The sequence below is a fragment of the Streptomyces sp. NPDC003042 genome (assembly GCF_053591315.1).
On record NZ_JBSFTP010000045.1, the window covers coordinates 17,574 to 41,506 of the forward strand.

The following is a 23,933-nucleotide window of genomic DNA, read 5'->3' on the forward strand; positions in this document are numbered from 1 at the left end:
CTCGGCGAGCGTCCTCGCCGCCACGATCCGAACCGACATCGGGTGAGGTCCACGAGACTGGCCGATCTCCCCAACTGGCCCTGGGCCACCCGCTCTACGCCCTTCTCATGAATTTCAGAGCATGATGAGCAGACGCGTCTTCGGCTTGAGCTTCCTGTTCACCGAACGACTCTGCACGTACACCTCCAACTTGGGATTGCGCCCCGCCTTCACGGAGACGGTCCCCTGGATACCCGTGCCGAACAGAAGACTGCGTGCCGCGTCACCCGTGTATGCGCGGTCAGTGTCCTTCTCGACCACGATGACTTCCTTGTCGGGCTGAACCTGAACGCGGGTGCCCAGCTGGTAGTAACACGATCCGCGTTCGTACGTCACGCCCGGATGCGAATCAACGAAGGATCGGATCTCGACCTCCGTGTCGACCTTCAGGAGTCGGTACTTGTCCGCCGGGACCGGTTCGAGGTTCGCCCGCACGTCGTCGACCGATATGTCCTGGCCGACCGCGAACAGGTTCTTCGTGCCGCGCACGCCCTGCTCGCGGCCACGGAGGAAGCTGGTGGCGGCAGCGCGCACGGTACCGATCGCCTCCTCGACACCTTTCTGGGAATCCGCATCCCAGATGGCGATGTTTCCGGCCGGGAAGCCGTAGTTCTGGGCGGTTCGCTTCGCCAGGGAGTTCGGAACGAGGATCGCGGAAGTCCAGTGGCCCGGAAGCGCACCTATCTTCGCCGCGATCCTGTCGAGCCAGGGGCCGAGGATGGCCATGTCGCCGTCGTGCCGCCTGTCGCCGCCGGAGGCGTTCTCCTCGCCGTCCGTCACCACGATCTGGAGGAAACTGTGCTCGCCGTACGCCTCCCAGATGTGGCCCAGGTCGTCCAGGGACTTCAGAGAGGCTTCGATGAGGGCCGTAGCGCCATTGTTGACCTTGTACAGACCCCGCATGGACGGCAGATGCTTCACGTCCATGTCCCAGACCAGGTTCTCCACCTTGTGGTCGAAGGAGTAGAGGCTGATCCGGGTCTCGTGACCGAGGCTGTCCGACTCGGCCTTCAAGCCCGCCACGAACTCGTCCACGACGCGGATGAGTTGGCTCTGGTGCTGACGCATGGAACCCGAACAGTCCACTACCAGCGCGACGTGATTCACCTTGTGCTGGATCTTGTTGGCGGACACGCTTCTGCTCCTTCTCCGAGGCTCCCCGAGTGATGTCTCCACACTATGGGGAGGCACTGACAACGGAGCTTGACGGACGATCACCCGCCCGCCCCAGCGGCAGACCGTCAGCGGGAGGCCTACCGTTCGCTGGCCTCCGCCAGGCTGTACCCGCAGCCTGAGCCTTGTCGATCGCGGCGTTGTACCCGGCCACGGTCATGGGCCCGTTCTTGCCCTCGGCATCGGTCAGCTTCTTGCCGTCGATGACGAAGGACGGCGTACCCTCGACGCCGTCCTTGTTCTCGTCGAACTTCTTGGAGATCTCCAGCGCCCAGCGGTCGCAGATGCCGTCCTCGACCGCCTTCCGTAACGACCCGTTGTCCTTCAGCGCAGGCACCTGGTCGGCCACCTCGATCAGGTACTTGCGCGTCCTAGTAGATCTTCAGGTCTTCCTGGCGTCGGCCTTGCCCAGCAGGGCTGTTGTGCCGTCCTCACCGGTCGTGTTGTTCGGCTTGACCAGCTTCGCCTTCTTCGCGACTTCTCACGCGGTGGGCTTGTTCGCCTGCATGATGAGGTCGTCTGGAGTGGAAGTCAGGAAGGCTGGGGCGCATGGTTTCGGTATTGCAGAACGTGGCGATTGACTGTGCGGATGCCTATGAGCTGGCCCGGTTCTGGAGCAGTGTGACGGGCCGTCCGATGCGTCCGGATGTCAGACCGGGTGACCGGGAGACTCAGGTGCTGCTGGCGGAGGGCCCAGTGCTGTACTTCAACCAGGTGCCCGAGGCTAAGACGATCAAGAATCGGATCCATCTGTGCTTGCGCCCCGAGACCTCGCGCGATCAGGAGGTGGACCGGCTGCTGGGCCTCGGTGCCACCTTTGTCGCTGATCACCGGAATTCTGATGGCTCAGGCTGGGCAATCCTTGCTGATCCGGAAGGCAACGAATTCTGCGTTCTGCGCAGCGAGTCCGACCGAGCCGCCATGAACTCCTGACGCTGACGCGCCGTCCTGGCCGGTTTCGTACGACAGCTGGTCACAGCCACTCGTCGCTGCCCGCGACGAGAACGGTCGCTTCGTAGCGGACGGCGAGCTTGTCGGAAGAGCGTACGGCGGACCACGCCGACGGCCCGCGCGATCTCCTCCGGCGTCACGTCGGGGTTCCGGCCGAGCCCCTGCCGGGCGGTGGCGAGGATGCGGGCCGGTTGGAGCGAGAGTCGCGTCGGATCGGTTCGCGGATGACGGGCCTGGTCATGGGCCCTCACCCTCATCAGCCGAGGTCGGGCAGTGGGCGCCGGGCGACTTCGCGCGCGTCCTCCGGGGGGACGCCCAGCATGCGCAGCAGCATCTCGGCCAGGTTCGACGCGGCCTCGTCGCCGTCGAGTTCCGGGCGGGCGAACCGCAGCTCCACCAGCGCCAGCAGGGAGCCGCCCAGGGCGGTCAGCGCGACGGTCGGGTCGGCGATGGTGAAGCGACCGGAGGCGATGCCGACGTCGAGGTCACGCAGGGCGCGCGGGGCAAGGCCCGAGTCGGAGTGGACGTGCCCGAGTCCGCGGTGGCGCAGGACCTGCATCAGTGCGGGTCGGGTGTCGGCCAGGCGCGCACTGAGGCGGAAGCCCGCCGCGACGAGTTCTGCGGGGTCGTCGATGCCCTCCAGGTGCTCGTCGAAGGTGTGGCCCAGTCGGCGTCACGGACGCCAGGACGGCCCACCAGGACCTCCACAGCGAACACGGCGCCCTACGGGGCGAGCGCCCCGGACGGTCCCGCAACCCGGTGATCAAGGTGGCTGACCTGGCCTGGCTGGAGTTCGAGAAGCCCGACCTGGACCGGGCGGACGTCTTCGCCCGTGACTTCGGCTTCGGGATCGCCGCCCGTACCGAGCGCGAGCTCTGGCTGCGCGGTACCTTCGCGGGCTCGCCCTGCATGGTGATCCGGCGTGGTCGCACCTCCCGCTTCATCGGTCCGGTGTTCCGTGCCGCCGAGCGGACCGACCTGGACCGGCTCGCACGGGCGACCGGGACGGACGTAAAGGACGCGGACGTCCCGGGCGGCGGCAAGGTCGTGAGCCTGCTCGACCCGTCGGGCTTCCCCGTGCGCGTGGTGCACTGCGGCGAGGAACTGCCGACGCTGCCCGAGCAGCAGCCGCTGCTCCTCAACTTCGGCACCGATCGCCGTCGTACGAATGTCACCCAGCGTCCGCCGCGTGAACCGTCGCGGATCCAGCACCTGGGTCATGTGGTGCTGGAGACGAGGGTGTTCGCCCGCGCCCTGGACTGGTACCTCGACACCCTCGGGATGATCGTGTCCGACTTCCTGTTCCTGGACGGGCAGCGCGACCGTGGCCCGACGATGGCTTTCGTGCGCTGCGACCAGGGCAGTGTGGCGGTGGACCATCACACGCTGGCCATGCACCTGGGGCCGGGCAACGGCTACGTCCACTCCGACCTACCAGGTCACCGACCTGGATTCGATCGCCGCCGGCGGAGAGTACCTGGCCGAGCGCGGCTACAAGCGCAGTTGGGGTATCGGCCGGCACATCCAGGGCAGCCAGCTCTTCGACTACTGGCGCGACCCCGACCACTTCATGCTGGAGCACTTCGCCGACGGCGATCTCTTCTCCTGCGACGTCCAACCCGGCTGGGCGCCCATGTCCACGAGCGGCCTCGCCCAGTGGGGGCCGCCGGCCACCCGCGACTTCCTCGGCGCCGGCCCCTCCCCGCAAAGGGTCCGCGACGTCATCCAGGCCCTGCGCGGCGACAACGAGATGGACCAGGCCCGCCTGCTGGGCCTGCTCAAGGCCGCGAACTCCTGACGCCCCCACCCCCCCCGATGAGGTAATGACATGAGCACCAACGTCCTGCGTACCGCCGACGGCTGGTGGGTGGTGCGCGACGCGCGCGCCGTCCGTATCGAGACCAAGGCCGTCACCACCGCCGAGCTGCTGGCCGACCGCGCCGCTGTCGCATCTACCCCCTGCCCCGCGCCGTCGCCACCGACGACGAGGTGCGCCGGATCCTCCAGGCCGCAGGCATCCAGGACGAGTTCGCCGCGATCGCCCGCCCCGCGCGGGGGCTGCGGCTGCTGGACGCCCGCCACCGGGTGATGGCCGAGTTCCCGCGCGATTCGCAGGGACCGCACGGATTCCCGCAGACCAGCATGTTCGACCAGCCCGAGTTGGAACGACTGCTGCGGGACGCCCTGGCCCGGCGCCCGGAGTGCGAGCTGCGCAGCGGGGTCGAGGTCGTCGGCGTCGAGCAGGACGCCGACGGGCCGGTCCGTGGATGTACCGGTACGACGAGGGCGAACACGTCATACGGGCGGACGCGGTCCTCGGCTGCGACGGCGCCAACAGCGTGACCCGCGACGCCATCGGCGCCCAGTGGGAGGACCTGCGCTTCGAGGAACGCTGGACCGTCATCGACGTGCGCACCAGCCTCGAGGTCCGCAGCTGGGAAGGCGTCGATCAGGTCTGCGGCCCAAGCCGGCCGGCGACCTTCATGCGTATCGGCGAGGACCGCTACCGGTGGGAGTTCCGGCTGCGGGACGCATCGGAACTGGACCACGAGCGGCTGCGTGAGCTGATCGCCCCCTGGGTGGACCTGGCATGCGGCGCCGACTTCGACGTGGTGCGACAGGCGCGGTACACCTTCCGAGCCCGCATCGCCGACCGGTGGCACCGCGGCCGGGTGTTCCTCCTCGGCGACGCCGCCCACCTCACCCCGCCGTTCGTCGGGCAGGGCCTGTGTGCCGGCCTGCGCGACGCCTACAACGTCACATGGAAGCTGGCGCGTGTCCTCCAGCAGGGCGCGGACGAGCGGCTGTTGAAGACCTATGAGAGCGAACGCAAACCGCACGCCCGGCATGTGATCCGCCTCGCGGTCGCGATGGGCCGGGCCATGACCGGCGGCCAGGACGGCGCCGCCGCCATCCGGCGCGGAGTCCTGGGCGCGGCCTGCCGCATCCCCGGCCTCACCACGGCGGCAGGGCGCGACCTCAGTCCCGCCGTGGCCGCAGGTCCACTCGTACGCCGTCGTGCCCTCCCCCACAGCGCGCTGGGCGCGCGTGGAAGGTTCCCCCTGGGCGGCCGCGGTCTCGTGGGCCGCTTCTGCCCGCAGCCGTGGGTGACCACCGAGGGGCGGCGCGCCCGCCTCGACGACGTGCTCGGCGACTCCGTCGCCGTCCTGACCGCCGCTCCCCTCTCACCTTCGCTGCGGGCGGTCGCCCATGGGCTCGGCGCCCGCACCATCCCGGTCACCGGCCTCGGCGACGACGGCCGCCTCGCCGACTGGCTGCGCGAGGGACGGGCGGACGCCGTGCTGCTGCGCCCCGACCGTGTCGTCGCTGACGTCGTCCCGGCCGGCGGGGCCACGACTTCACGGACACCGCCGGCTGGGCGTCCCTACTGCACACCACACGAAGCCCTTCGCCTCCCCAACAGACCGTTGATAAAGCCCTGTTGAGGGGCACGACGCAATGAACAACGGTGTGACCGACCGCAGCGAGCCCAGGTCATGCGCGCCTACTCCGTGCCCTGCGCTCCCTGACGGCCGTGGCCGAGGGGAAGTGAGGGGCGGGCGTCGGCCTCGGCCGCGTCGGCGAGGGCCTCGGCGGCGGCCTCGGCGGCCCGCGCCGCATCATCGGCGGCCTGGGCGGCGGCTCTGTCGTCCGGGGACGTCTCCCGGGTGGCCGGCGACTGGGGCAGCACCTCGCTGAAGGCTCGGGACACACCCTGAAGTGCGGAAGTGACCTCGCTGGGGATCACCCAGAAGGAACTGCCGGGCCCCTGGGCGAGCTGAGGCAGCATTTGCAGGTACTGGTAGGCGAGGAGCTTGGGGTCGGGGTCGTTGCGGTGCACGGCCTGGAACACCTCGTCGATGGCCCGGGACTGGCCCTCGGCCTTCAGGATCTCAGCGGTACGGTTGCCCTCCGCCCGCAGAACCGCAGCCTGTTTGTCGCCTTCGGCGGTGAGGATCTGCGACTGCCGCTGCCCCTCCGCCCCGAGAATCGCCGCCCGCTTGTCGCGCTCGGCACGCATCTGCTTCTCCATCGCGTCCTTGATGGACTGCGGAGGGTCGATGGCCTTGATCTCCACCCGGTTCACTCGCAGGCCCCACTTGCCGGTGGCCTCGTCCAGTACGCCCCGGAGCTGGTTGTTGATGGTGTCGCGCGAGGTGAGCGTCTTTTCCAGATCCATGGAGCCCACGACGTTGCGCAGCGTGGTGACGGTGAGCTGTTCGACACCCTGGAGGAAATCCGCGATCTCATAGGCGGCGGCTCGCGGGTCCGTGACCTGGAAGTACAGGACGGTGTCGATCTCCACGACGAGATTGTCCTCGGTGATGACCGGCTGCGGCCTGAACGAGACGACCTGTTCCCGTAGGTCGATCTCCGAATAGACGCGGTCAATGTACGGAATGACGAGGTTCAGACCCGGCTTCAGCGTGCGGCGGTAGCGGCCGAGACGCTCGACATTGCGAGCGCGCGCTTGCGGCACGATGCGCACCGCCCGCACCACGGTGAAGACTGCGATGACCGCGACGATCACGCCGGCCACCAGCAACGCCGAGACTTCCATGGCTCACTCCCGGGGGTAGACGAGGGCGGTGGCGCCGCTGATCTCCACGACGTCGACCGTCGTTCCAGGGGGAATCACCAGCGTCTCGTCATAGGCGCGAGCCGTCCATTCCTCGCCTCCGATGCGGACCCTGCCACCCAGGCCGGTCACCTCCGAGACGACATAGGCGGCCTTGCCGACCAGTGCGTCCGTGCCGAACCGCTCCGCCTGAGGCTGGAGCAGGTGGCGCACCGCAATGGGGCGCACGAACAGCACACTCAGCGTAGCGACGACGGTGAACACCAGAAACTGCACAAGCGGTGGAACCCCGGCTGCCGCGAACCCCGCCGTGACCAACGCGGCACCGGCCAGCATCCCGAGCGCGGCAGTGAGAGTGAAGATCTCCGCCACAGCCAACACCGCTGCGGCGATCAGCCACATCAGCCACGGATCCATTGCACCCTCCTGGCCGCGACGGCTTGACGAAGGCACCTCAGGCAAGCAAATCCACCTTTAAGGCGATTTTACCCTTTTCCTGAAATCGGAGCTCCTTCACGAGCACCGTAGAAGGACAGGCCGGAGGGGCGGCTTCACGGGTACTGACACACGTCAGTCAGCGGCCTTCGAGTAGGCGATCGTCGGTAATGGCAGCCTCGGCGGTCGGTACGTCCAGAGGATCGGAGGGTGACGCCGAGGTTGCGGAGTCAGGCGGGCGAGAGGGCCGGTGTGGGCTGCCCGTGCCCTGGCCGACCTCATCGCGAGCGACGTCCCCCCGTACGGGGCCGGTGGACTCAGTGGAGGCAGAGGCAGAACGGATGGCCGGCCGGGTCCGCGTAGACCCGCCAGTTCGCCTCCGGGCGGAGCTGGTCCGTCCGCTCCAGCACGGTCGCTCCGAGGGTGAGCGCCCGCTTCTCCTCCCCGTCGAGGTCGTCCACGTCGAAGTCCAGGTGGAGCTGCTGCGGGCGCTGCTGGCCGGGCCATTCGGGCGGTCGGTAGCCGTCCACCCGCTGGCAGGCCAGCGGCGTCCCCTCGAACCCGTGCACCTCGACCCAGTCGGGATCCTCCGGATCCGCGACCACCCGGCCGCCGAGCAGATCCGCGTAGAACTCCGCGAGCCGTACCGGATCAGCGCAGTCCAGCGCGATCGCCTGCAACTTTCGAATCACTTCCGACACCCCTCGCTCTTCGGCCGCTTCCGCGACGCCCCTGTACGGGAGGGGGCGTACCCGCCGCGACGGCGGGCACGCGCGGCGGTAGGCCGGACCGCCGCCGGGCTTCACCGAAAGGGGAGGCGGCAGCGGGATCCGCCATCCGCTACGCGAACGCCGCCCGCTCAACCACCACGGCCGGCAGCACAACCAGCCCCGCGCCAACTCGCCCTCGTCATCGACGACATGGCCGCGTCCTTCCCAGCAACTGCTCATCCTGCTCCGCACATCGCCTCCGCACGAGCGCCCGGCGGCTGCGCAGGCTGCCCTCACCGCACACGGGCTCGGAGCAGTACGCCGGGCCGTCCCTGGAGAGCCTGAAGGCCGGATGCCGGCGAACAGCCGGTCTTGGTTGCAGTCCCTCTTCCAGGGTAAGAGCGCAGCGACTGGCGGCCCGTCCGCCGGCACAGCGCGCGTTTGCGCAAGCGGGGAGACGAAGCAGGGAGTGCTTCATGATTCTCATCCTCGGACTCATCATCCTGATCGCCGCGCTGATCATCGCCGTGGCCGGTGTCATCGGCAACCTGGGCAGCGCCCACGAGCTCACCAACGACTTTTCCGTCTTCGGCTACCACGTGACCAGCTCCACCGGCGCGCTCTTCCTCTACGGGATTGCCGTTGGTGCTGCCGCCCTCCTAGGACTGGTGCTTCTTCTGACGGCGGCCCGCCGAGCTTCGCGCCGCGGTCGGCTCGCGCGCCAGGGCTCTGGCGTTTCAAGGCGGGAGAGCGCGGTGGTGGACCGCGAACGCGACGACCTCATCCAGCAGCGGGATGCCGCCCGCGCGCAAACCGACCAGTCCCTCGGCGAAGACCCGAGCGCCGCACGCGGTACGGGACATCGCCGCTCGAAGTGGTTCGGCAAACGCACGAACCTCCGCTAGACCTGCGGGCTGGCTGGTGCTTCGGACCTGTGCGGTCACAGAGGCGCGGATGCCGCGGTGAGGAGTGCGGTAGCCAGGTCGGGGGCGGTAGCTTCCCCAGGGGAACCGACCTACCGTGGGAAGAAACCTGCTCACGCGTGGCCGCCGCCCAGCGGACGGATGATACGCGGGAGGGCGTCCGGCGTCGCCGGCGCCCCTGGAGACACCTGTCCGGACCTCTGCGGGGAACCGCGTCGGCGCCTCGTGCGAGGTCGAAGCCGCCAAGGCCGGAGCTTCCCAGGCGCCTGCAAGCACCATCCTCGCGCTGGCCGGTTCGGTCGGCCACAGGGAGGTACGTACGTATGGCCAGAGGGAAGAACGCGGCCCCCACCCCGTCCCAAGGACAGCGCGTGGCCGACAGCCACGCCATGGAGGCCGCGTCCCGGGTGGGGCTCTGCACCCGGGGAGTGATCTACGTGCTGGTCGGGCTGCTGGCCGTACAGATCGGCTTCGGCGGGGACAGCGGCAAGGAGGCCGACCGGTCCGGCGCGGTGAGCACCATCGGTGAGCAGCCCTTCGGCCGGGTGCTGCTGTGGGCGCTGGTGGTGGGGCTGGCAGCGATGGCGCTCTGGCGACTGTCGGAGGCAGTGTTCGGACAGGCGGTAGCCGGCGGTGACACGTGGACCCGACGCCTCGGCTCTCTGGGCCTGGCAGTCTTCTACACGATGATCTGTATCGGCGTGGCGCAGACCGCGCTCGTCGGCGGCTCTGCCGGCGGCCGTCCCGGCGACGAGACGTCGAAGGACTACACGGCGAAGGTGCTGAACTGGCCGGGCGGGCGGGTGCTCGTCGGCGTGGTGGGCGCCGTCCTGGTGATCGGGGGCGTGGTGATCGTCGTCCGCAGCGTGATGCGAAAGTTCGAGGACAACCTGCGGACCGGTGAGATGAGCGCGCCCACCCGACGGGTCGTGGCGGTGCTGGGCATCATCGGCGGCATGGCGTGCGGCGTGATCGCGGCAGTCGCCGGCCTGTTCATCCTGCTGGCCGCCGTCCAGTTCGAACCGAACCAGGCCAAGGGCCTCGACGCGACGCTCCGCTCGTTCGCCGCCACACCCGCCGGGCCCGTGCTGCTGATCGCGGCAGCGGTGGGCCTGCTGCTGTTCGGCCTCTACTCGTTCTGCGAGGCCCGCTGGCGCAAAGCTCCGGAGCATGACGCTTCGACCGGAGGAACCGCGCCATAGCCCGCACCCAGCAGCGCCGCGGTGGCCGGAGTACGCAGCTCACCCACAGCCGGTTCGCGTTTCGGCCCGCTGCCGGCAGCACTGCGGCGATGCCGGCGGAACGAGGGGCCGCATGTCGTTGGTCCAACTGCTCGTGCCGGCTGCTCGCCGGGCTGGCGGGCATCGTCGGATGGCAGCTGTACCGGTACCCGGGCGGGTGGAGGTTCGCATTCTCCGATGCCCACCACGAAGACCGACAGGACCTGTACTCCGCCCGGCGTGCCCTGCACTCTCTGAAGATGAAGGCCGGCACCGACCTCGCCCCCGCCTCCGCCCACCTGGCCGGGCCGAACAGGTTCACCGCCAGCGCGTCGACCGCGCACGTCGCGAGCCGGACGAGTCGGTCAGCCCCGCCCGCAGCGGGCAACTCGCAAGCTGACCCTCGCGGGAATCGCCGCGCACTGCGAGCCGGCCCGTTCGGGCAGGAAGGCATACCTCTACGTCACCCACGCCGAAGGCCAATCCGAACACCACCCAGTGGATACCGGCGACTACCCCGAGGAGGCTGTCCAAGTACGCAGCCCACCTCGCACGCCACGGAGCAGCTCGAGACCGTGTCTGCGGCCGTGCAGGAGCAGCTGATCGGGATGGACCCGTTCAACATCGAGATCGGGTCCGCCCGCGCGTCCGGATCGGCGGCCGCCGTCGAGATCTGGCCGCAGGCCGGCCCGGCCGAGCTGAACCACCGGGTCGGCGCCGGGCTCCTGGCCGCCGGCATGGACCTGCCGCCCGAGGAGACCCCACTTTGGGCGGGCGTTCTGCAGCGGCGGTGTCGGCCCACGAGGCGCCGGTCCCCACGGTGATGGCGCGGCTCAGCCCAGGGGAGCGTGCTGGGCCGGACGTTGAACACCGTTACCGGGGTGCGGCCGTACCCGTGGGCGGTGCGGCGGCGGGCGGTGCATGCGTGGGGGACTTGGTCGTCGACGGTGTCCGGGTCGCGGCGGTGGCCGCTTGGGGGTGGGCGGGGAGGTAGCGGTACAGGGCTACGGCGGTGAGCGCGGTGACGGTCCCGGCTGCGACGGCGGTCAAGGTCATCGCGTCGGTGAAGGCTTCGCGGGCGGCTGTCGCCACGAGTGGACGCACCGCCTCGGGGAGTTCGTCCGTCCAGGTCCGGGAGCTCGGACTGCCGTGACGGGCGATGTCGATCACGTGGTCGGGGGCGTGTGCGCGGGTGAGGGAATCGGTGAGGTGGGAGGTGAAGACGGCGGCCAGGACGGAGCCCTGAACTGCGACGCCGAGAGCGGATCCGACTTGACGGGTGGCGTCGTTGATGGCCGAGCCGAGGCCCGCGCGGTCCTGGGGCACGGCGCCCATCACGAGGTCCGTGGCCGCCGCGGCCACCAGGCCGGCGCCGACGCCGACGATGAGCTGGAAGACGGCGCTGCGGGAATAGCCGGAGTCGGGGCCGGTACCGGCCAGGACGACGAAGCCGGCGGCGACGACGCTCAGGCCACCGATGATGGGCGGCTTGTGCCCGAGGCGGGCGGCGAGGGGGACGGCGGCGACCGCACCGACGGCAAGTCCACCGGGGAGCGGCAGGGTCCGTAGGCCGGCCTGGAACGGGCTGTAACCGAGGACGCCCTGCAGGTAGAGCGTGAGGACGAACAGGGCACCGAACATGGCGAACGACATCAGGGCGAGGGCCGCGGCGCCCGCACTGACGCCGGGCAGGCGCAGAAGGGCAGGCGGCAGCATCGGGTGGGCGATGCGGCGTTGCCGGGTGAGGAAGGCGGCCAGAAGGACGGCCGCGGTGGTGAAGGCGACCAGTGTCGAGCCGCTGGTCCAGCCGCGGTGGGGGCTTTCGGTGACGGCCCACACCAGAGCCAGCAGGCTGCCGGCGGAGAGGGCGGCGCCGGGGAGGTCGAACGTCGAGTGGTGCGTGGCTCGGGATTCCGGTACCAGGGCGAGGGCGAGGACGATGGCCACGGCGGCCAGCGGCAGGTTGATCCAGAATCCGGCGCGCCAGGAGAAGTGCTCGACGAGCCAGCCGCCGATGACGGGGCCGCTGAGGCCGCCCAGGCCGCCGACGACGGCCCAGGCCGAGATCGCCCTACGGCGCAGGGCGGGTTCGGGGTAGAGGTGGTGCAGGACGGCGAGGGTGGCGGGCATGAGCAGCGCGGCGCCGGCGCCCATGGCGCAGCGTGCGGCGATGACGTGTCCGGGGGTGCCGGCCAGGGCCCCGGCGGTCGAGGCGGCGGCGCAGAGGGCCAGGCCGCTCAGAAAGGAGCGGCGCCGGCCCCACCGGTCGGTGATGGCACCCATGGCCAGGACGGTGCCGCCCAGCACGAGTGCGTAGGCGTCGACGGTCCACTGGACCTGTGCCGTGGTGGGGGCGAGGTCGCTCTGGAGGTCGGGAACGGCGACGTTGAGGACGGTCAGGTCCAGGCCGAGGATGAACAGGCCCAGGCAGACGGCCGCGGCCGCCCCCGCTCGGTGAGGGCGGGGCGGGCTGGGTGCGGGCGGGCTGGGTGCGGGCACGCCGGAAGCCGGACCGGTCATGACCGGCTCGCGGCGAGGAGACGGCCGCCGCCCGGTGTTTCCGGCGTTGCGGCCGCGAGGTCGTCCAGGAGCCGGGCGACGAGCGCCGGGGCTTGCGCCGGGGGATACATGTGCCCACCGGGGAAGTAGTGCGGGGTAGCGGGACGCGTCACCAAGTCGTTCCATGCCGCGACGGAGCTGGGGTCGGTGACGGGATCGTCCTGGCCGCCGTACAGGGCGAGGGGGACGTCCAGGGCAGGCTCGTCGTGATGGCGGTACTGCAGGAGCAGGAGGAGGTCCGCGAAGAGTGGGGTGCAAGCGGCAGACAGCAGCCGGTGGTTGCCGCGGACGCGCTCGGGGAGGGGGCCGACCAGTTCGGCGAGGCCGTCCAGTCCTGTGAGGAGCCGGGAGGGAAGGGCGGTGGTGTACGTACCGAGGTGGGGCGCCGCCATCGAGGAAAGTGCCAGCAGGACGGGCAGGGGGCCGGCACTGCCGCGCAGCCGGCGGACGGCCGCGAAGCCCAGCAGGGCGCCGGAGCTGTGGCCGAAGACCGCGTACGGCCGCGGGTCGTGAGGGTCATGGAGGACATGGGCAAGGCGAGCGGTGAACTGGGCGGGGTCCGTCAGAGACGGCTCCCGCCTGCGGGAACCGCGACCGGGCAGGCTCACGGAACACAATTCGACGCTGGACGGCAGCAGGCCCTGCCAGGAGCGGAAGAACTCCGGTCCGCAACCCGCGGGCGGCACGCAGTACAAGCGCAGATCCGCGTCCGGACGGGCGTCCAGGACGACGCGTTCGAGGGTGTGCGGGGGCGAGAGGTCCCCGGGGGTGGACGGCGGGGCGACGGCCATGGAATCACTTCCTTCGGCTCCGGGCCTGCGGCGGCCGGGGACGGCGCCGGGCGGCAGCGCTGCGGTGAGGGTCAGGGTGCGGTGATGACCAGGACGGCGTTCTGACCGCCGAATCCCAGGGAGTTGCTCAAAACGGCCCGCATGCGCCGGGCGCGGGGAGCCTTCGCCACGACGTCGAGATCGATACGCGGGTCCTGACGCTCCAGGTTGGCCGTCGGCGGGATCATCTGGTGCTCCAGCGCCAGCACGCTGAAGGCGGCCTCGATGGCGCCTGCGCCGCCGATGGCATGGCCGATGATGCTCTTGCTCGCCGTGACCGGGGGAGGGGTCTTGAAGACGCGGCCGAGGGCGGCAGCCTCGATGAGGTCGTTGAGCTGCGTGGAAGTGGCGTGCGCGTTGACGTGGTCAATGTCGAGGGCCGCCAGGCCCGCATCCGCGAGCGCCGCCCGCATCGCCGCCTCCAAGCCGCGACCGCCCGGCTCCGGAGCGGTGGGGTGATAGGCGTCGGCAGACGCCCCGTACCCGGCGAGGTGGGCCCGCACCCGGGCCCCACGGGCACGGGCATGAGCGGCGCGTTCCAGGACGAGGACGCCGGCACCCTCCCCCAGAACGAAACCGTCCCGGTCCGCGTCGAAGGGACGCGAGGCCCCGGCGGGATCGTGGGTACGGGTCGACAACGCCGTCATGCGCGAGAAGCAGAGCGCGGTGACGGGGCAGGCGCGGGGGGCCTCGCTGCCGCCGGCCAGCACGATGTCACAGGCATTGCTGCGCAGCAGGGCCATGGCGGTGCCCAGAGCGGTGGCACCGGAGGCACAGGCTGTGGAAGTTGCCAGGTTGGGACCCTGCGCGCCCAGATCGATGGCGATCTCCCCGGCGGCCATGTTGGGCACACTGCGCGGAATGGCCAGAGGGGACACTGCCGCGTGGCGGCCGGCGTGGACTTTCGCGGACTCCTTCATCCACGTTTCCATGCTGGTGGAGCCGACACCGATGACGACACCGACCCGCGTAGCGTCCCAGTCCCCTGGAACAAGGGCGGCATCGGCCACGGCCTGCCGGGCAGCGGCGATCGCCATCTGGACGAATCGGTCCATGCGCCAGGCTTCGCGGCCCACTGCCTGACGGGGGTCAAAGCCGGTGGCGGCGCAGGCGAAGTCCACCGCCATGCCGGCCATCGCCGCCTCGGTGCGAGCCAGGGACTCCCCCCGCACAAGAGTGGCCCAGTTCTCCGCGGCTCCGATACCCGCAGGGGTGATGAGGCCGAGCCCGGTGACGGCGACGTCGTCCGGCCTCACCCGCTGATCCGTTCCGCGCCGACGATGCGTTCGAACCATGCGGCGAGTTCACCGAGCGAGGTATCGGGACGCGGTACGTCGGCACGGTCGACGATGCTCACCGCGTACCGGTCCTCGAGAAGGGTCGCCAGTTCCAACAGGGCCAGGGAGTCCAAGCCGGCGGCGGCGCAACTCACCTCGGGCCTCAACTGCTCGCGGGGGACGTAGAAGTGCTCGGTCAGATGGTCGACGAGAATCTCGTACATTTCTGCCATAGGAAGCCATTATTGGCTTTCGGACACAAAGAGGAGATCACGCCACGGGCCTTGAGGCCATTTCACCCCGTCGACCCAGTCGAGTCCACCCGCGGCCCGACGCCGCGTCGAGCAGGACGGGCCACCGGCGCCGGCCGACTGCGGGTACAGCGTGAGGGGTCTCTCGGCAGTCCGCGGACCGGCCGCTGTCCAGCACGCAGCGGCTGTGTCGGAGCGTCCACAGGTACTCCACCCAGGAGAAGGCGATCGCCCGCCTCACGACCATCTACCAGGAGAGGAAGTCAGCCCCCGGAACCAGAGCAAGACCGACCGCATCCAGAACAAGGCCGACGCCCACGTCTGGCGCGAGTCGGACCTCCCGGCGAGGAGTGTGGGCGTCACGGTGATCGCGGACGGCGCCTACCTGGGCATCGGGCTGATCGTCCCGCATCGCAGAGGGGCCGGGCGGCCGCTCCTGCGTGGACAGGAGTCGCCATTGCACGGTGAACGGACAGGTCAGCGACCACGCCAACCCGCCCATACCCACCCTTCTGCAACAACATTCAGGTGGGATGGATGTCGTCGTGTTGGAGGCCGGTGCGGACGCCGGTGATGACCACGGCGATCAGGCAGAGGGCGATGACGGTCTCGGCCCACAGGAAGGCGAACCAGTCCATCACGCAGCCGATCGGGGGTGTGCCGGGGGCGTTGTTGCGGAATGCCGAGAGGGCGAACAGGGTGGCGGCCATCCAGCCGAGGGCGGCCCAGACCAGGCCCTCGCGGCGGGTCGTCACGTACCAGGCCCCGATGAGCACGGATGCCGCCAACGCCCACATCACGATCATCATGAAGACCGTGAAGACGAGCAGGCTGCCCGATCGGGCCAGCCCCAGCCCCAGCGCCACGCCGGCAGCCTCTTGCTCGGACGGGGTGGGTGTCGCGGAGATCGAGAAGAGTGTGTCGTTGTTGGAGAACAGCATCCGCACCGGCACCTGCTTGCCGTCCAGCTCTGCCCAGAACTCGATGTCGGTCTCGTAGGTGTCGAACGGGTAGTCGCTGATCGATCCATCCGTGATCGCGACCCGCACGTCCCTGATCGTGAGCCGCTCGTGCGCCCTGAACTCCAGATCGCCGAGGGTCTGCGCGGAGGTCTGGAGGCTGAGATCAGCCACCGGGGCGGTCCCGCCCTCCTCGCCGAGGATCCCGCGCGGGGTGACCCGTACCCGCAGTGCCAGCTCTCTGGCCGCGGCGTCGACGCGTTGGACGTTGGCCTCCACGTCCACCCGGTCGGTGGCTTGGGATCCGACCGTGTGGACCGTATCGAGCGTCTGCCGCTCGGTGAACTGCAGCCACGACCCCACGGCCACCGCGACCAGCAGCAGCGTGGCCCCCGAGCGGCGCGGGCCACGTGATTCCCAGGTTGGGGCCATGGTGACTCCGACGAGGTGGGAAGGGAAATGGACTCGTCCGGCCCGACGCCCGTCCTGGTCGCCGATAGCGGTGACCAGGACGGTGGCTTCGGAGCGGAGCACGAGCGGTTTCAGGGCTCGGTCCTGAACTCCGGCACCTCAAGGCTCTTCAGGCATTCGGTCTTCGGCGCGTCCGGGTTCTCGAAGAACGAGACGGCGATGTCCTGGGCGCACTTCGACGTGGCGATCACCACATGCGGCTCGTAGGGGATCGTGACGACCTTGGCCTTGCTCAGCGTGTGGGCGACGTACGGCCCGTTGTCCGCCCCGGTCTGGGCGTCGAACGCACCCGACAGGGCGAGGGTGGGGATGTCGCTGCGGGTGACGCCCCTGATCGAGGGCGCAGCCGCAGGGACCTTCCAGACGTCGCAGTCCGGATGGAGGAAGGTGAGCAGCGGGGCCTGGGCCTGCACCGAGCGGGGGAACGACGGGAACTCTTCCTGTCCGCCCTGGAGCGCCGCATCCTTGCTCTCGTACGGCGTCCACTCGCTGCAGAAGATGCTGTAAGCGAGACCGTGCGAAACCACGCCGATGCCCTTCGGGTTGGTCCTCCAGCCCGCAGTTCAGCGTCAGGGGCTGCGCCTCCAGCTTGCGGACCTGCTCCGCCAGGAGTTGGGGAAGGTCCGGGTACCGGTCCTTGCAGGTGGGCTGCGCCGCGCACGCCTCGAAAATGTTGTGGATTCCCTCGGCGGTGCTGCCCCATGTCCACGGCAGGGTCACGAACTGGGAAGGTGCGATCGAGTCGATCGCCACCGCGCGGATTCCCTCGGGGTGCAGGCGCAGGTACGTGAGGGCCAGGTTGCTGCCGTAGGAGTACCCGTAGACGTTCCACTGGGAGATGCCCAGCGCGTTGCGCAGGTCGGCGAAGTCGGCGGCGTTCTCGGTGCTGTTGTAGGCGCTCAGGTCGACTCCGTCGGCCATGAGGCGGGCCCGGCAGTCCGTCACCGCCTTCAGCATGATCTGTTCCGCCTGCTGTGCGTCATAGCCCAGGCCCACGGCCTGCGCGTTGAACCGGTCGACCTCCGGGAGGCGAGGTTCGGCTGGTCCGCGCCTCGCCGAGACCGTCTGCCTCAGCACACCCCGGCCACCGGCACACCCCGCTGGCTCTGCGCGAAGGCGGAGGTCACCGGGCTTCCGCTCCGATCCGACCTCACCACGGCAGACCCCGCCGGACTCCGAGAGCGCCTCGGGGTGTCCGAAAGCGCCCGGGTGCTGCTCGTCTTCTGCGGCAGCAGCGGCTCTCAGCGCATCAACAAGGCCGTCCGCGCCCAGCTCGGCACCCTGTGCGACCAGTACGCGGTCCTGCACGTCTGCGGCAAAGGCAACCTGGACCCCAGCCTCGAAGGACAGCCTGGGTACTGGCAGGTCGAGTACCTGCACCAGGACATGAACGACGCCCTACACCTCGCCGACACGGTCATCGGCCGAGCCGGCGCAACCACCCTCGCCGAACTCGAAGCTCTCGCCATCCCCGCCGTGCTCGTGCCGCTGCCAACGTCCGTCAGCCGCGGCGACCAGATCGAGAACGCCGCCGCGTACGCCGAACGGAATCCGGACCGTTGCGTCGTCGTCGCGGACGAAGCCCTGGCCGACGGAAAGCCTCTCGTACGGGCCTGCGAGAAGCTCCGGGGAACCCTGCGCCAGGCGGACCCGGGCACCACGGCACGTCAGGCCCGCGAGGCGGCCGGCCAGGTTGCTCGGCTGACCTTGGGAGCCGCAAGGTCAGCTCCCGCGCGGCGATGACGTCAGCGGTCGTGGTGCCCGTACATGTCGAGGATCTCGCTCTCGCTCTCCCCGCGGTGGAACACATGCCAGTGCATGTGCTTCGACTCCTGATAGAGCCCCAGGTTCGTGTTGACCGAACACGAACCGTGCTCCTTCTCCACCATGGCAGCGACCTCCTGGACCACCGCGACCACCTCGTGAAGCAGGCTGGGGTCCGCGTCGCCGAGATCCGTCAGCGAGGGAACGTGCTCCTTCGGAATCACCACGACGTGGACCGGATACGAGGGGTTGGTGTGGTGGAAGGCGAGGACCCGCTCCGTCTCGACAACCGGCTGGATTTCCACCCGGCCACTGAGTGCCTGGTTGCAGTAGAAGTCGCTGACCGCCACATCAACTGTCACAGTGCGTCACCTTCGGTGTCAGAGTGCGATTGGGCGTCAGCGTACAGGCTGTCCACCCCCCATTCGCCCACCCCGAGGGCGCCCTCCCCTACGAGCAGGAGATGGCGATCCTCGCGGAGGCATCCGCCCAGACCAGACCGGTCGACGCCACGGTGACAAGGTGGCTTGGGATCGTCGCCGACCGCCGCAGGAGACGACGTGACGTCGTCCTTCTCCACCCCGAGGCCTTCGCCGAGGCTATCTGCTCCCGGTTGCCGCGGCCGCCCGCGCGATCCGCGGTCCTACCAAGCGCTCTGCCAGATCCAACGGGTACCAGGCGGCGCCGGACACCTCGGACTCCTGGATGGTTCCGACCTCAGCCTCGGCCGTCGCGAAGGCATAGCCGACGTCCAGGTGGTAGTGGTCCGGCTCATCCTGCGCAGGCCTGGCCGGTATCTGGCCGAACTCGACATAGGCGGGGTGCGCCGAGACGGGGACGACCAGCTCGGGGTCGATGCCAGTCTCCTCGGACAGCTCACGCAGGGCCGCGCCGAACAGCGTGGTATCGGTCGGTTCAAGATGCCCGCCCGGCTGCAAAGTGAGCTGGTACGCGCGGTGTTCGATCAGCAGGACCTCAGCGCCGTCCCGTACCAGCAGCGCGCCGGCGGTCACGTGCATCGGGAAGGTCCGCCGCGAGGCGAACTCTCGGCCTTCGGCCAGGAGGCGCAGCGGCTCAGCCAGCTGTCCGGCTTCCTGCGGGTAGCGCTCCAGGTAGGCGGTGAGCACGCCCGCGATCTCGGAATCAGTGATCGCCACAAGTGCTCACCCCCATGTCGCCACGAAGGGGGGTTCCGCCGAGAACGGCGGCTCGAAAGCGGCCAAGAGGCACGCGCACAGTCTGCTCCACAGGGGTCCACGGGGTACGAGAAGCCCCGCACTCTACAAGTCCACCCGGCCCCGACACGCGCTAACGAGCCCGTTGCCGTCCAGCACTTGGGACCCTCGGCGATTCGGCCAACCTCCTTTCGTGGCACAGCGGTTGTGGGAGGCGGGTCGGTGTAGTTCCCACCGTCCGCCGCACGCCGTATCCCGGGAATTCGGAGCCGACCGAAAAACGTGTGTTCGAAAACTCAGCGGCTGTCGTTGAGCTTCCGACAGCATCCGAACGGCGATCCAGGGGGGACCCGATGACCACATCCCAAGCACACAGCAAACCGGCCGCTACACCGCCTCCGCCTCCGCCTCCGCCAGCGGAGATCACCTACAGCGGGCAGTACTCCGTCAATCCGCTCGCCGAGGTCTCCTTCCGGAAGATGTGCGCCACGCTCCCGTCCGTCCTGGCCCGGATCGGCCGCCTGTCGTGGCGGACCGACCGGCAGGCCGTCCGGCTCCTGATCGGGTGCCAGATCGTCACGGGCGTATCCGCCGCGGTGCTGCTGGCCGCCACCGCCCGCGCGATGGGGCCCGTACTCGGCGCCGGAAGCGCCGGCGACCGCCTCCAAGGAGCGTTGCCCGCGCTGCTCGTGGTCGCGCTCGCCGCCACGATGAACCGGATCGCGGGGGCCGTGGCCACATACGCCGAGCGGAGGATCACTCCTCGCCTGACCTCGGAGACGGACAGCGCCCTGGTCGAGGCGGTCTGCCGGGTCGAGGCCGCGGCATACGCGGGGGACGGCTTCTCCGACCGGCAGGAGGCGGCCGAGATGGGGGTGGTGCGCACCCACGTGATGGTCACCGACGCCCAGCGCTTCATGTCCTCCCTGATCCGCCTGGTCACCGCCGGCAGCGTCCTGTCCCTGCTCAACGTGATGATGCTGCCCCTCCTCCTCCTCGCCGTGCTCCCGGCCGGTATCGGCGCCGTCCTGACCGCCCGAGTCGACTACGAGATCCATTACTCCAACATCTCCGACAGGAACGTGCGGGGGATGATGCGCTGGTGGGCCACCGCATCCCAGTATGGCGACGAGGTCCGCGCCAACTCGATGACCGACTACCTCGTCTACTGGTACCGGGCCCTGTCCGACCGGTGTGACCGGCGGAACCTGGCCGCCGCGCCCCGTACCCTGCGGATCTCCCTCCTCTCCGCGCTGGCCGGCGGCATCTTCCTCCTCGCGACCTGGGGGGCGCTCGCCTGGCTCGCCGTGACCGGCCGGATCGAACCCGCCATCGCCGCCACGGCCGTCATCGCCGTCCAGACCGCGCTCGCCGCCCTCTCGCAGGTCGTCATCAACGGCGCCGCTATCTTCCACACGAGCCTGTACCTCACCGACATGCAGTCCTTCCTCGACGAGGCCGCCGCTCGTACTCCCCGGCGCGGACCGCGCGAGATCACCGGTCCGGTCGAGGAGATCCGGCTCGACGAGGTCGTCTACCAGTACCCGGGCAAGGACAAACCCGCGGTGGACGGTGTCTCCCTCACCCTGGAGCGCGGCCAGATCCTCGCGATCGTCGGAGCAAACGGCTCGGGGAAATCGACGCTGTTGCGACTGCTCACAGGGATCTACCTCTGCGACAAGGGCAAGGTCACCTGGAACGGAAGCGACCTCGCCGACACCGACCCGGGCAGCGTCTGGCGCAGCACCGGCCTGGTCCCGCAGGACTTCGCCAGGTGGCCGCTGCGGGTGCGCGAGAACATCACCCTCGGCCAGCCCCGTACCCACGACGACGGACCCGTGTGGGAGGCCATCGACGCAGTCGGCCTGCGCGAGGCCATCGAAGAGCTCCCCGACGGTCTGGACAGTCTCCAGGCACGCGACATCTGGGGAGGCGTCGAGTTCTCCGGCGGGCAGTGGCAGCGCGAGGCGTGCGCCCGGGCCTTGTACCGCAAGCCCGAGCTGCTGATCTTGGATGAGCCGACTTCTCAGATGGACCCTCGCGGTGAGCACCTGATCTTCGAGCAGATCAAGGCGATCGCCGCTGACCGGATCACCATCATGGTCACCCACCGCCTGGAGAACACGAAGATCGCGGACCACATCGTCGTGATGGAAGACGGCCGGATTTCCGAGCAGGGCCGTTTTGACGATCTCGTACACGGCGGTGGGACCTTCGCGGAGCTCCTGGCGCTCTCCCAGGACCGCTGACCACTTCGCCTGCCCCTGCGGCCCGCACGCGAGGCGGCGGGCCGCGCATCACCGAGGAGAAGCCTGTGCCTGTTTTCCACACCGCGGCCGAGGTGCGCGGCCGGCGTGCGTCCGCCTCGCCCATGGAGGGAAGTGCGGCGTGAAACAGACGTCGAAGCCCCTGCCCGCGTTGCTGCTTCGCTGGGCCGAGGAACGGATCGGGGCCGTCGCGGCGGTACGCGACGCCTCACACAACTGGGACCGCTCCCGGGTGTGGGAGCTGGAGGGCATCGGTGGGGCCTCCTGGTATCTGAAGGTCTCGCCCAGCGAGAAGTTCTACATGTGCGAGAGCCGCGCATACCGTCACATCGTTCCCGCTTTGGGGCACACCCGGGCGCCCCAGCTCGTCGACCGCCAGGCCCGAGACCTGGTCCTGCTGCTCACGGCGGTCCGCGGCGCCCCGGCGAAGGAGCTCGGCCCGGAGACCGTCGAGTGGCGGGCGGTGCACCAACAGGCGGGAGTGCTGTGCGCCCGGCTCCACGAGGCCGGGGAACTCGACCGCTCCGATCAGGTCGAGGCCGAAGCCTCCCTGAACGCCGCTGCTGACGGAGCGGAGACGTACCTGGCCCGCGCCGGGAACCGGCTCAACGAGGACGAGCAGCAGCTGATCCGGTACCACGCTGCCCGACTTCGCCGTGTCGGCTCCGTTCCCGTCGGCTACATCCATGGCGACAACCAGCCCAGAAACTGGCTGTGGTCCAAGGACGGGCTCGCGCTCATCGACTTCGAGAGGACCCGGCCAGCGGCCCGTATCCAGGACTTCGTCATCCTCACGGCCACCCAGTGGGCCGACCATCCGGACCGCGCGCAGGCGTTCTTCCGGGGGTACGGGCGGTCGCTCACCGACGCCGAGCGGCATGCCCTGCCCTGCCTGACCGCGCTGGACGCGGTCAACTGCCTGGCCTGGGGTCCGGACAACGGCGACCAGTTGGTCACCGCCCGAGGCCGGCGGACCCTGGACCGCCTCATGAGGGAGGACCGGCCGTGAGCGCCGTACACCGCAGCATCTCGCACATCATGGTCATGCTGCAGCGCCCCGATGACGGCTGGATCCTGGCTGTCCGGCACCGGGAGATGTCGTGGCACTCCCCCGGGATGCTGACCGTGGTCGGGGGCCGCCTTGAGGAAGGCGAGTTCCTCAACGAGGGTGCGGCGCGCGAGCTCGCCGAAGAAGTCGGCATCCACGTCGCCTCGAACCGGCTGCGGTTTTGCCAGCTGCCCCACTTTCACGCGGCGGACGGCGAGCGGGTGATCGGCGCCGTCTTCACGGTTCGGGAGTGGGAGGGCACCCCGTACAACCGCGAGCCGGAGACGCACAGCGAGTTGGTGTGGGTCGATCCGGGTGCGCCGCCGCCCGACTGCCACCCGTTCACGCACGAGGTCCTGACCCATTTCGCCAACGAACAGCTCTACGCGAACGTGATCGCCCCGCAACTGCCGGGCGGTGAGGCCCGGTGACGACCTCCACCCAGCCGGCCAAGGTCCGCAAGCGCGTCTCCCCGGACCTGCGGCGTCTCGTCGGAAGCGAGTGCGCGAGCCTGTCAGGCTCGGCGGTCAGTACCGTCGCCCTCCCCGCCCTGGCCGTGCTCGATCTCGATGCTTCCACCACCCAGATCGCGCTGCTCGCCTTCCTCGGCCAGCTCCCGAACGCCATCGTGGCGCTCCCGGCCGGCGCGTTCTCGGACCGGCATGCCAAGCGCCCCCTGATGATCGCCGCGGACCTCACCGCCGCCGCAGCACTCGTGACCATCCCGGCCGCCGCCCTCACCGGGGTGCTCGGCATTGGCCAGCTGTATGCGGTCGCGGTCGTCCTCGGCATCGCCAAGATCGTGCACAGTTCGGCGTCCATCAGCTATCTGCCTGTCCTCGTCGAGGCTGACCTGCTGCAGCACGCGAACTCGCGGCTGGGCGCGGCCTCGTCAGTGGCCGACAGCGCGGGCAGCAACGTGGGCGCCGCGCTGGTCGGAGCCGTCGGCGCCGCCCGCTCAGTCCTCGCCGACGTCCTGTCCTACCTCGTCTCCGCCTTTCTCGTGTGGCGCATCCGCACCCCCGAGCCGGCCGCCGCACCGCCCGAGGGCCGCCGCAGCCTCGCGCGGGACATCGGTGAGGGCCTGGCGCTACGTGGCCGGGCAGCCCACCATCCGTACGGTGATCGCTGCCCTGTCCACGCTCAGCTTCGGCCTCGCGATCATGAACACGTACTGGGCGTACTACCTGCTTGTTCCCGCTTAGCAACAGTGTTGCTTACTGCCTAATGTGCCACCTGACCTGCTCGTTTGTTTGTTGCACTCAGCCGGGTTGCATTGATACTCATCGGCCATGCACCAAT

At 69.6% G+C, this 23,933-nt stretch carries 22 protein-coding genes and 7 pseudogenes; 13 read left to right on the top strand and 16 right to left on the bottom strand.

Translation table 11 applies throughout. From position 1 onward, the window contains the following. Positions 1-114: 114 nt before the first annotated feature. Both ACWDYJ_RS21745 and ACWDYJ_RS21750 read right to left on the bottom strand, forming a co-directional pair. Positions 115-1,173: a VWA domain-containing protein gene (locus ACWDYJ_RS21745; protein ID WP_451567228.1), complete on the bottom strand. Its 1,059-nt coding sequence runs from the start codon at positions 1,171-1,173 to the stop codon at positions 115-117. 43 nt (positions 1,174-1,216) lie between these two features. Further along, positions 1,217-1,561: a thioredoxin domain-containing protein gene (locus ACWDYJ_RS21750; protein ID WP_451567229.1), complete on the bottom strand. Its 345-nt coding sequence runs from the start codon at positions 1,559-1,561 to the stop codon at positions 1,217-1,219. Between the two features lie 200 nt (positions 1,562-1,761). On the opposite strand from ACWDYJ_RS21750, the gene ACWDYJ_RS21755 reads away from it, so the two are divergent. After that, on the top strand, positions 1,762-2,145 hold the full coding sequence (locus tag ACWDYJ_RS21755) for a VOC family protein (RefSeq protein WP_451567230.1): 384 nt from the start codon (positions 1,762-1,764) through the stop codon (positions 2,143-2,145). Between the two features lie 104 nt (positions 2,146-2,249). On the opposite strand, the pseudogene ACWDYJ_RS21760 reads toward ACWDYJ_RS21755, so the two are convergent. Both ACWDYJ_RS21760 and ACWDYJ_RS21765 read right to left on the bottom strand, forming a co-directional pair. Further along, positions 2,250-2,404: pseudogene (locus ACWDYJ_RS21760) on the bottom strand (TetR/AcrR family transcriptional regulator); the annotation flags it as partial. A gap of 15 nt (positions 2,405-2,419) precedes the next feature. Continuing rightward, positions 2,420-2,827: pseudogene (locus tag ACWDYJ_RS21765) on the bottom strand (TetR/AcrR family transcriptional regulator); the annotation flags it as partial. Between ACWDYJ_RS21765 and ACWDYJ_RS21770 the strand changes: the two are divergent. From ACWDYJ_RS21770 to mhpA, 3 pseudogenes are all read left to right on the top strand, one after another. Beyond that, positions 2,782-3,961: pseudogene (locus tag ACWDYJ_RS21770) on the top strand (VOC family protein). The pseudogenes ACWDYJ_RS21765 and ACWDYJ_RS21770 sit on opposite strands and share 46 nt — an antisense overlap. A gap of 30 nt (positions 3,962-3,991) precedes the next feature. Beyond that, a pseudogene (locus ACWDYJ_RS21775) lies at positions 3,992-4,156 on the top strand (fumarylacetoacetate hydrolase family protein); the annotation flags it as partial. After that, positions 4,114-5,626: pseudogene (gene mhpA / locus ACWDYJ_RS21780) on the top strand (bifunctional 3-(3-hydroxy-phenyl)propionate/3-hydroxycinnamic acid hydroxylase MhpA); the annotation flags it as partial. The pseudogenes ACWDYJ_RS21775 and mhpA, both read left to right, overlap by 43 nt. Before the next feature lie 42 nt (positions 5,627-5,668). Here the strand turns inward: mhpA and ACWDYJ_RS21785 are convergent. The 3 genes from ACWDYJ_RS21785 to ACWDYJ_RS21795 form a co-directional block, all read right to left on the bottom strand. Beyond that, positions 5,669-6,724, bottom strand: coding sequence for an SPFH domain-containing protein (locus ACWDYJ_RS21785; protein WP_451567231.1), 1,056 nt, complete (start codon positions 6,722-6,724; stop codon positions 5,669-5,671). A 3-nt stretch (positions 6,725-6,727) separates the two neighbouring features. After that, positions 6,728-7,159: an NfeD family protein gene (locus ACWDYJ_RS21790; RefSeq protein ID WP_451567232.1), complete on the bottom strand. Its 432-nt coding sequence runs from the start codon at positions 7,157-7,159 to the stop codon at positions 6,728-6,730. A 335-nt stretch (positions 7,160-7,494) separates the two neighbouring features. Then, a complete protein-coding gene (locus ACWDYJ_RS21795) occupies positions 7,495-7,869 on the bottom strand; it encodes a VOC family protein (protein ID WP_451567233.1) in 375 nt (124 codons plus the stop codon). 494 nt (positions 7,870-8,363) lie between these two features. Between ACWDYJ_RS21795 and ACWDYJ_RS21800 the strand changes: the two genes are divergently transcribed. The 3 genes from ACWDYJ_RS21800 to ACWDYJ_RS21810 all read left to right on the top strand — a co-directional run bounded on the left by ACWDYJ_RS21800 (position 8,364) and on the right by ACWDYJ_RS21810 (position 10,854). Next, complete coding sequence (locus tag ACWDYJ_RS21800; RefSeq protein WP_451567234.1) at positions 8,364-8,792, top strand: hypothetical protein; 429 nt, start codon at positions 8,364-8,366, stop codon at positions 8,790-8,792. A 389-nt stretch (positions 8,793-9,181) separates the two neighbouring features. Continuing rightward, positions 9,182-10,012: a DUF1206 domain-containing protein gene (locus tag ACWDYJ_RS21805; RefSeq protein WP_451567235.1), complete on the top strand. Its 831-nt coding sequence runs from the start codon at positions 9,182-9,184 to the stop codon at positions 10,010-10,012. Positions 10,013-10,605: 593 nt separating this feature from the next. Then, positions 10,606-10,854 (top strand): hypothetical protein, encoded by a 249-nt coding sequence (locus tag ACWDYJ_RS21810; RefSeq protein WP_451567236.1) that lies wholly within the window; start codon positions 10,606-10,608, stop codon positions 10,852-10,854. Between the two features lie 49 nt (positions 10,855-10,903). Here ACWDYJ_RS21810 and ACWDYJ_RS21815 read toward each other — a convergent pair whose 3' ends face one another. The 4 genes from ACWDYJ_RS21815 to ACWDYJ_RS21830 all read right to left on the bottom strand — a co-directional run bounded on the left by ACWDYJ_RS21815 (position 10,904) and on the right by ACWDYJ_RS21830 (position 14,920). After that, positions 10,904-12,529, bottom strand: a complete 1,626-nt coding sequence (locus ACWDYJ_RS21815; protein ID WP_451567237.1) for an MFS transporter — start codon at positions 12,527-12,529, stop codon at positions 10,904-10,906. 17 nt (positions 12,530-12,546) lie between these two features. Beyond that, positions 12,547-13,380, bottom strand: a complete 834-nt coding sequence (locus ACWDYJ_RS21820; protein WP_451567238.1) for a thioesterase II family protein — start codon at positions 13,378-13,380, stop codon at positions 12,547-12,549. A 71-nt stretch (positions 13,381-13,451) separates the two neighbouring features. Further along, the gene (locus tag ACWDYJ_RS21825) at positions 13,452-14,714 is read right to left on the bottom strand and encodes a beta-ketoacyl-[acyl-carrier-protein] synthase family protein (protein ID WP_451567239.1); all 1,263 of its coding nucleotides are present in this window, start codon (positions 14,712-14,714) and stop codon (positions 13,452-13,454) included. Then, complete coding sequence (locus tag ACWDYJ_RS21830) at positions 14,672-14,920, bottom strand: phosphopantetheine-binding protein (RefSeq protein WP_451567240.1); 249 nt, start codon at positions 14,918-14,920, stop codon at positions 14,672-14,674. Before ACWDYJ_RS21830 ends, ACWDYJ_RS21825 begins: the two co-directional genes overlap by 43 nt. A gap of 328 nt (positions 14,921-15,248) precedes the next feature. On the opposite strand from ACWDYJ_RS21830, the pseudogene ACWDYJ_RS21835 reads away from it, so the two are divergent. Then, positions 15,249-15,398: pseudogene (locus ACWDYJ_RS21835) on the top strand (IS5/IS1182 family transposase); the annotation flags it as partial. A gap of 73 nt (positions 15,399-15,471) precedes the next feature. Here ACWDYJ_RS21835 and ACWDYJ_RS21840 read toward each other — a convergent pair. From ACWDYJ_RS21840 to ACWDYJ_RS21850, 3 genes and pseudogenes are all read right to left on the bottom strand, one after another. Then, a complete protein-coding gene (locus ACWDYJ_RS21840; RefSeq protein WP_451567241.1) occupies positions 15,472-16,338 on the bottom strand; it encodes a DUF4436 family protein in 867 nt (288 codons plus the stop codon). A gap of 110 nt (positions 16,339-16,448) precedes the next feature. Further along, positions 16,449-16,904: an alpha/beta hydrolase gene (locus ACWDYJ_RS21845; RefSeq protein WP_451567242.1), complete on the bottom strand. Its 456-nt coding sequence runs from the start codon at positions 16,902-16,904 to the stop codon at positions 16,449-16,451. Positions 16,905-17,121: 217 nt separating this feature from the next. After that, positions 17,122-17,334, bottom strand: a pseudogene (locus ACWDYJ_RS21850) (alpha/beta fold hydrolase); the annotation flags it as partial. A 234-nt stretch (positions 17,335-17,568) separates the two neighbouring features. Here ACWDYJ_RS21850 and ACWDYJ_RS21855 point away from each other — a divergent pair. Continuing rightward, positions 17,569-18,120 (top strand): UDP-N-acetylglucosamine--N-acetylmuramyl-(pentapeptide) pyrophosphoryl-undecaprenol N-acetylglucosamine transferase, encoded by a 552-nt coding sequence (locus tag ACWDYJ_RS21855; protein WP_451567243.1) that lies wholly within the window; start codon positions 17,569-17,571, stop codon positions 18,118-18,120. A 2-nt stretch (positions 18,121-18,122) separates the two neighbouring features. Here the strand turns inward: ACWDYJ_RS21855 and ACWDYJ_RS21860 are convergent, their stop codons facing one another. Then, complete coding sequence (locus ACWDYJ_RS21860) at positions 18,123-18,503, bottom strand: HIT domain-containing protein (RefSeq protein WP_451567244.1); 381 nt, start codon at positions 18,501-18,503, stop codon at positions 18,123-18,125. A 237-nt stretch (positions 18,504-18,740) separates the two neighbouring features. Continuing rightward, a complete protein-coding gene (locus ACWDYJ_RS21865) occupies positions 18,741-19,298 on the bottom strand; it encodes an NUDIX hydrolase (protein WP_451567245.1) in 558 nt (185 codons plus the stop codon). Positions 19,299-19,669: 371 nt separating this feature from the next. Here ACWDYJ_RS21865 and ACWDYJ_RS21870 point away from each other — a divergent pair, with 371 nt between their 5' ends. The 4 genes from ACWDYJ_RS21870 (at position 19,670) to ACWDYJ_RS21885 (ending at position 23,859) form a co-directional block, all read left to right on the top strand. Then, on the top strand, positions 19,670-21,565 hold the full coding sequence (locus ACWDYJ_RS21870) for an ABC transporter ATP-binding protein (RefSeq protein WP_451567246.1): 1,896 nt from the start codon (positions 19,670-19,672) through the stop codon (positions 21,563-21,565). Between the two features lie 139 nt (positions 21,566-21,704). After that, positions 21,705-22,592 (top strand): phosphotransferase enzyme family protein, encoded by an 888-nt coding sequence (locus ACWDYJ_RS21875; protein ID WP_451567247.1) that lies wholly within the window; start codon positions 21,705-21,707, stop codon positions 22,590-22,592. Next, the gene (locus ACWDYJ_RS21880; protein ID WP_451567248.1) at positions 22,589-23,062 is read left to right on the top strand and encodes an NUDIX domain-containing protein; all 474 of its coding nucleotides are present in this window, start codon (positions 22,589-22,591) and stop codon (positions 23,060-23,062) included. The genes ACWDYJ_RS21875 and ACWDYJ_RS21880 overlap by 4 nt, the downstream gene beginning before the upstream one ends. Continuing rightward, positions 23,059-23,859, top strand: coding sequence for an MFS transporter (locus ACWDYJ_RS21885; RefSeq protein ID WP_451567249.1), 801 nt, complete (start codon positions 23,059-23,061; stop codon positions 23,857-23,859). The genes ACWDYJ_RS21880 and ACWDYJ_RS21885 overlap by 4 nt, the downstream gene beginning before the upstream one ends. Positions 23,860-23,933: the final 74 nt, after the last annotated feature.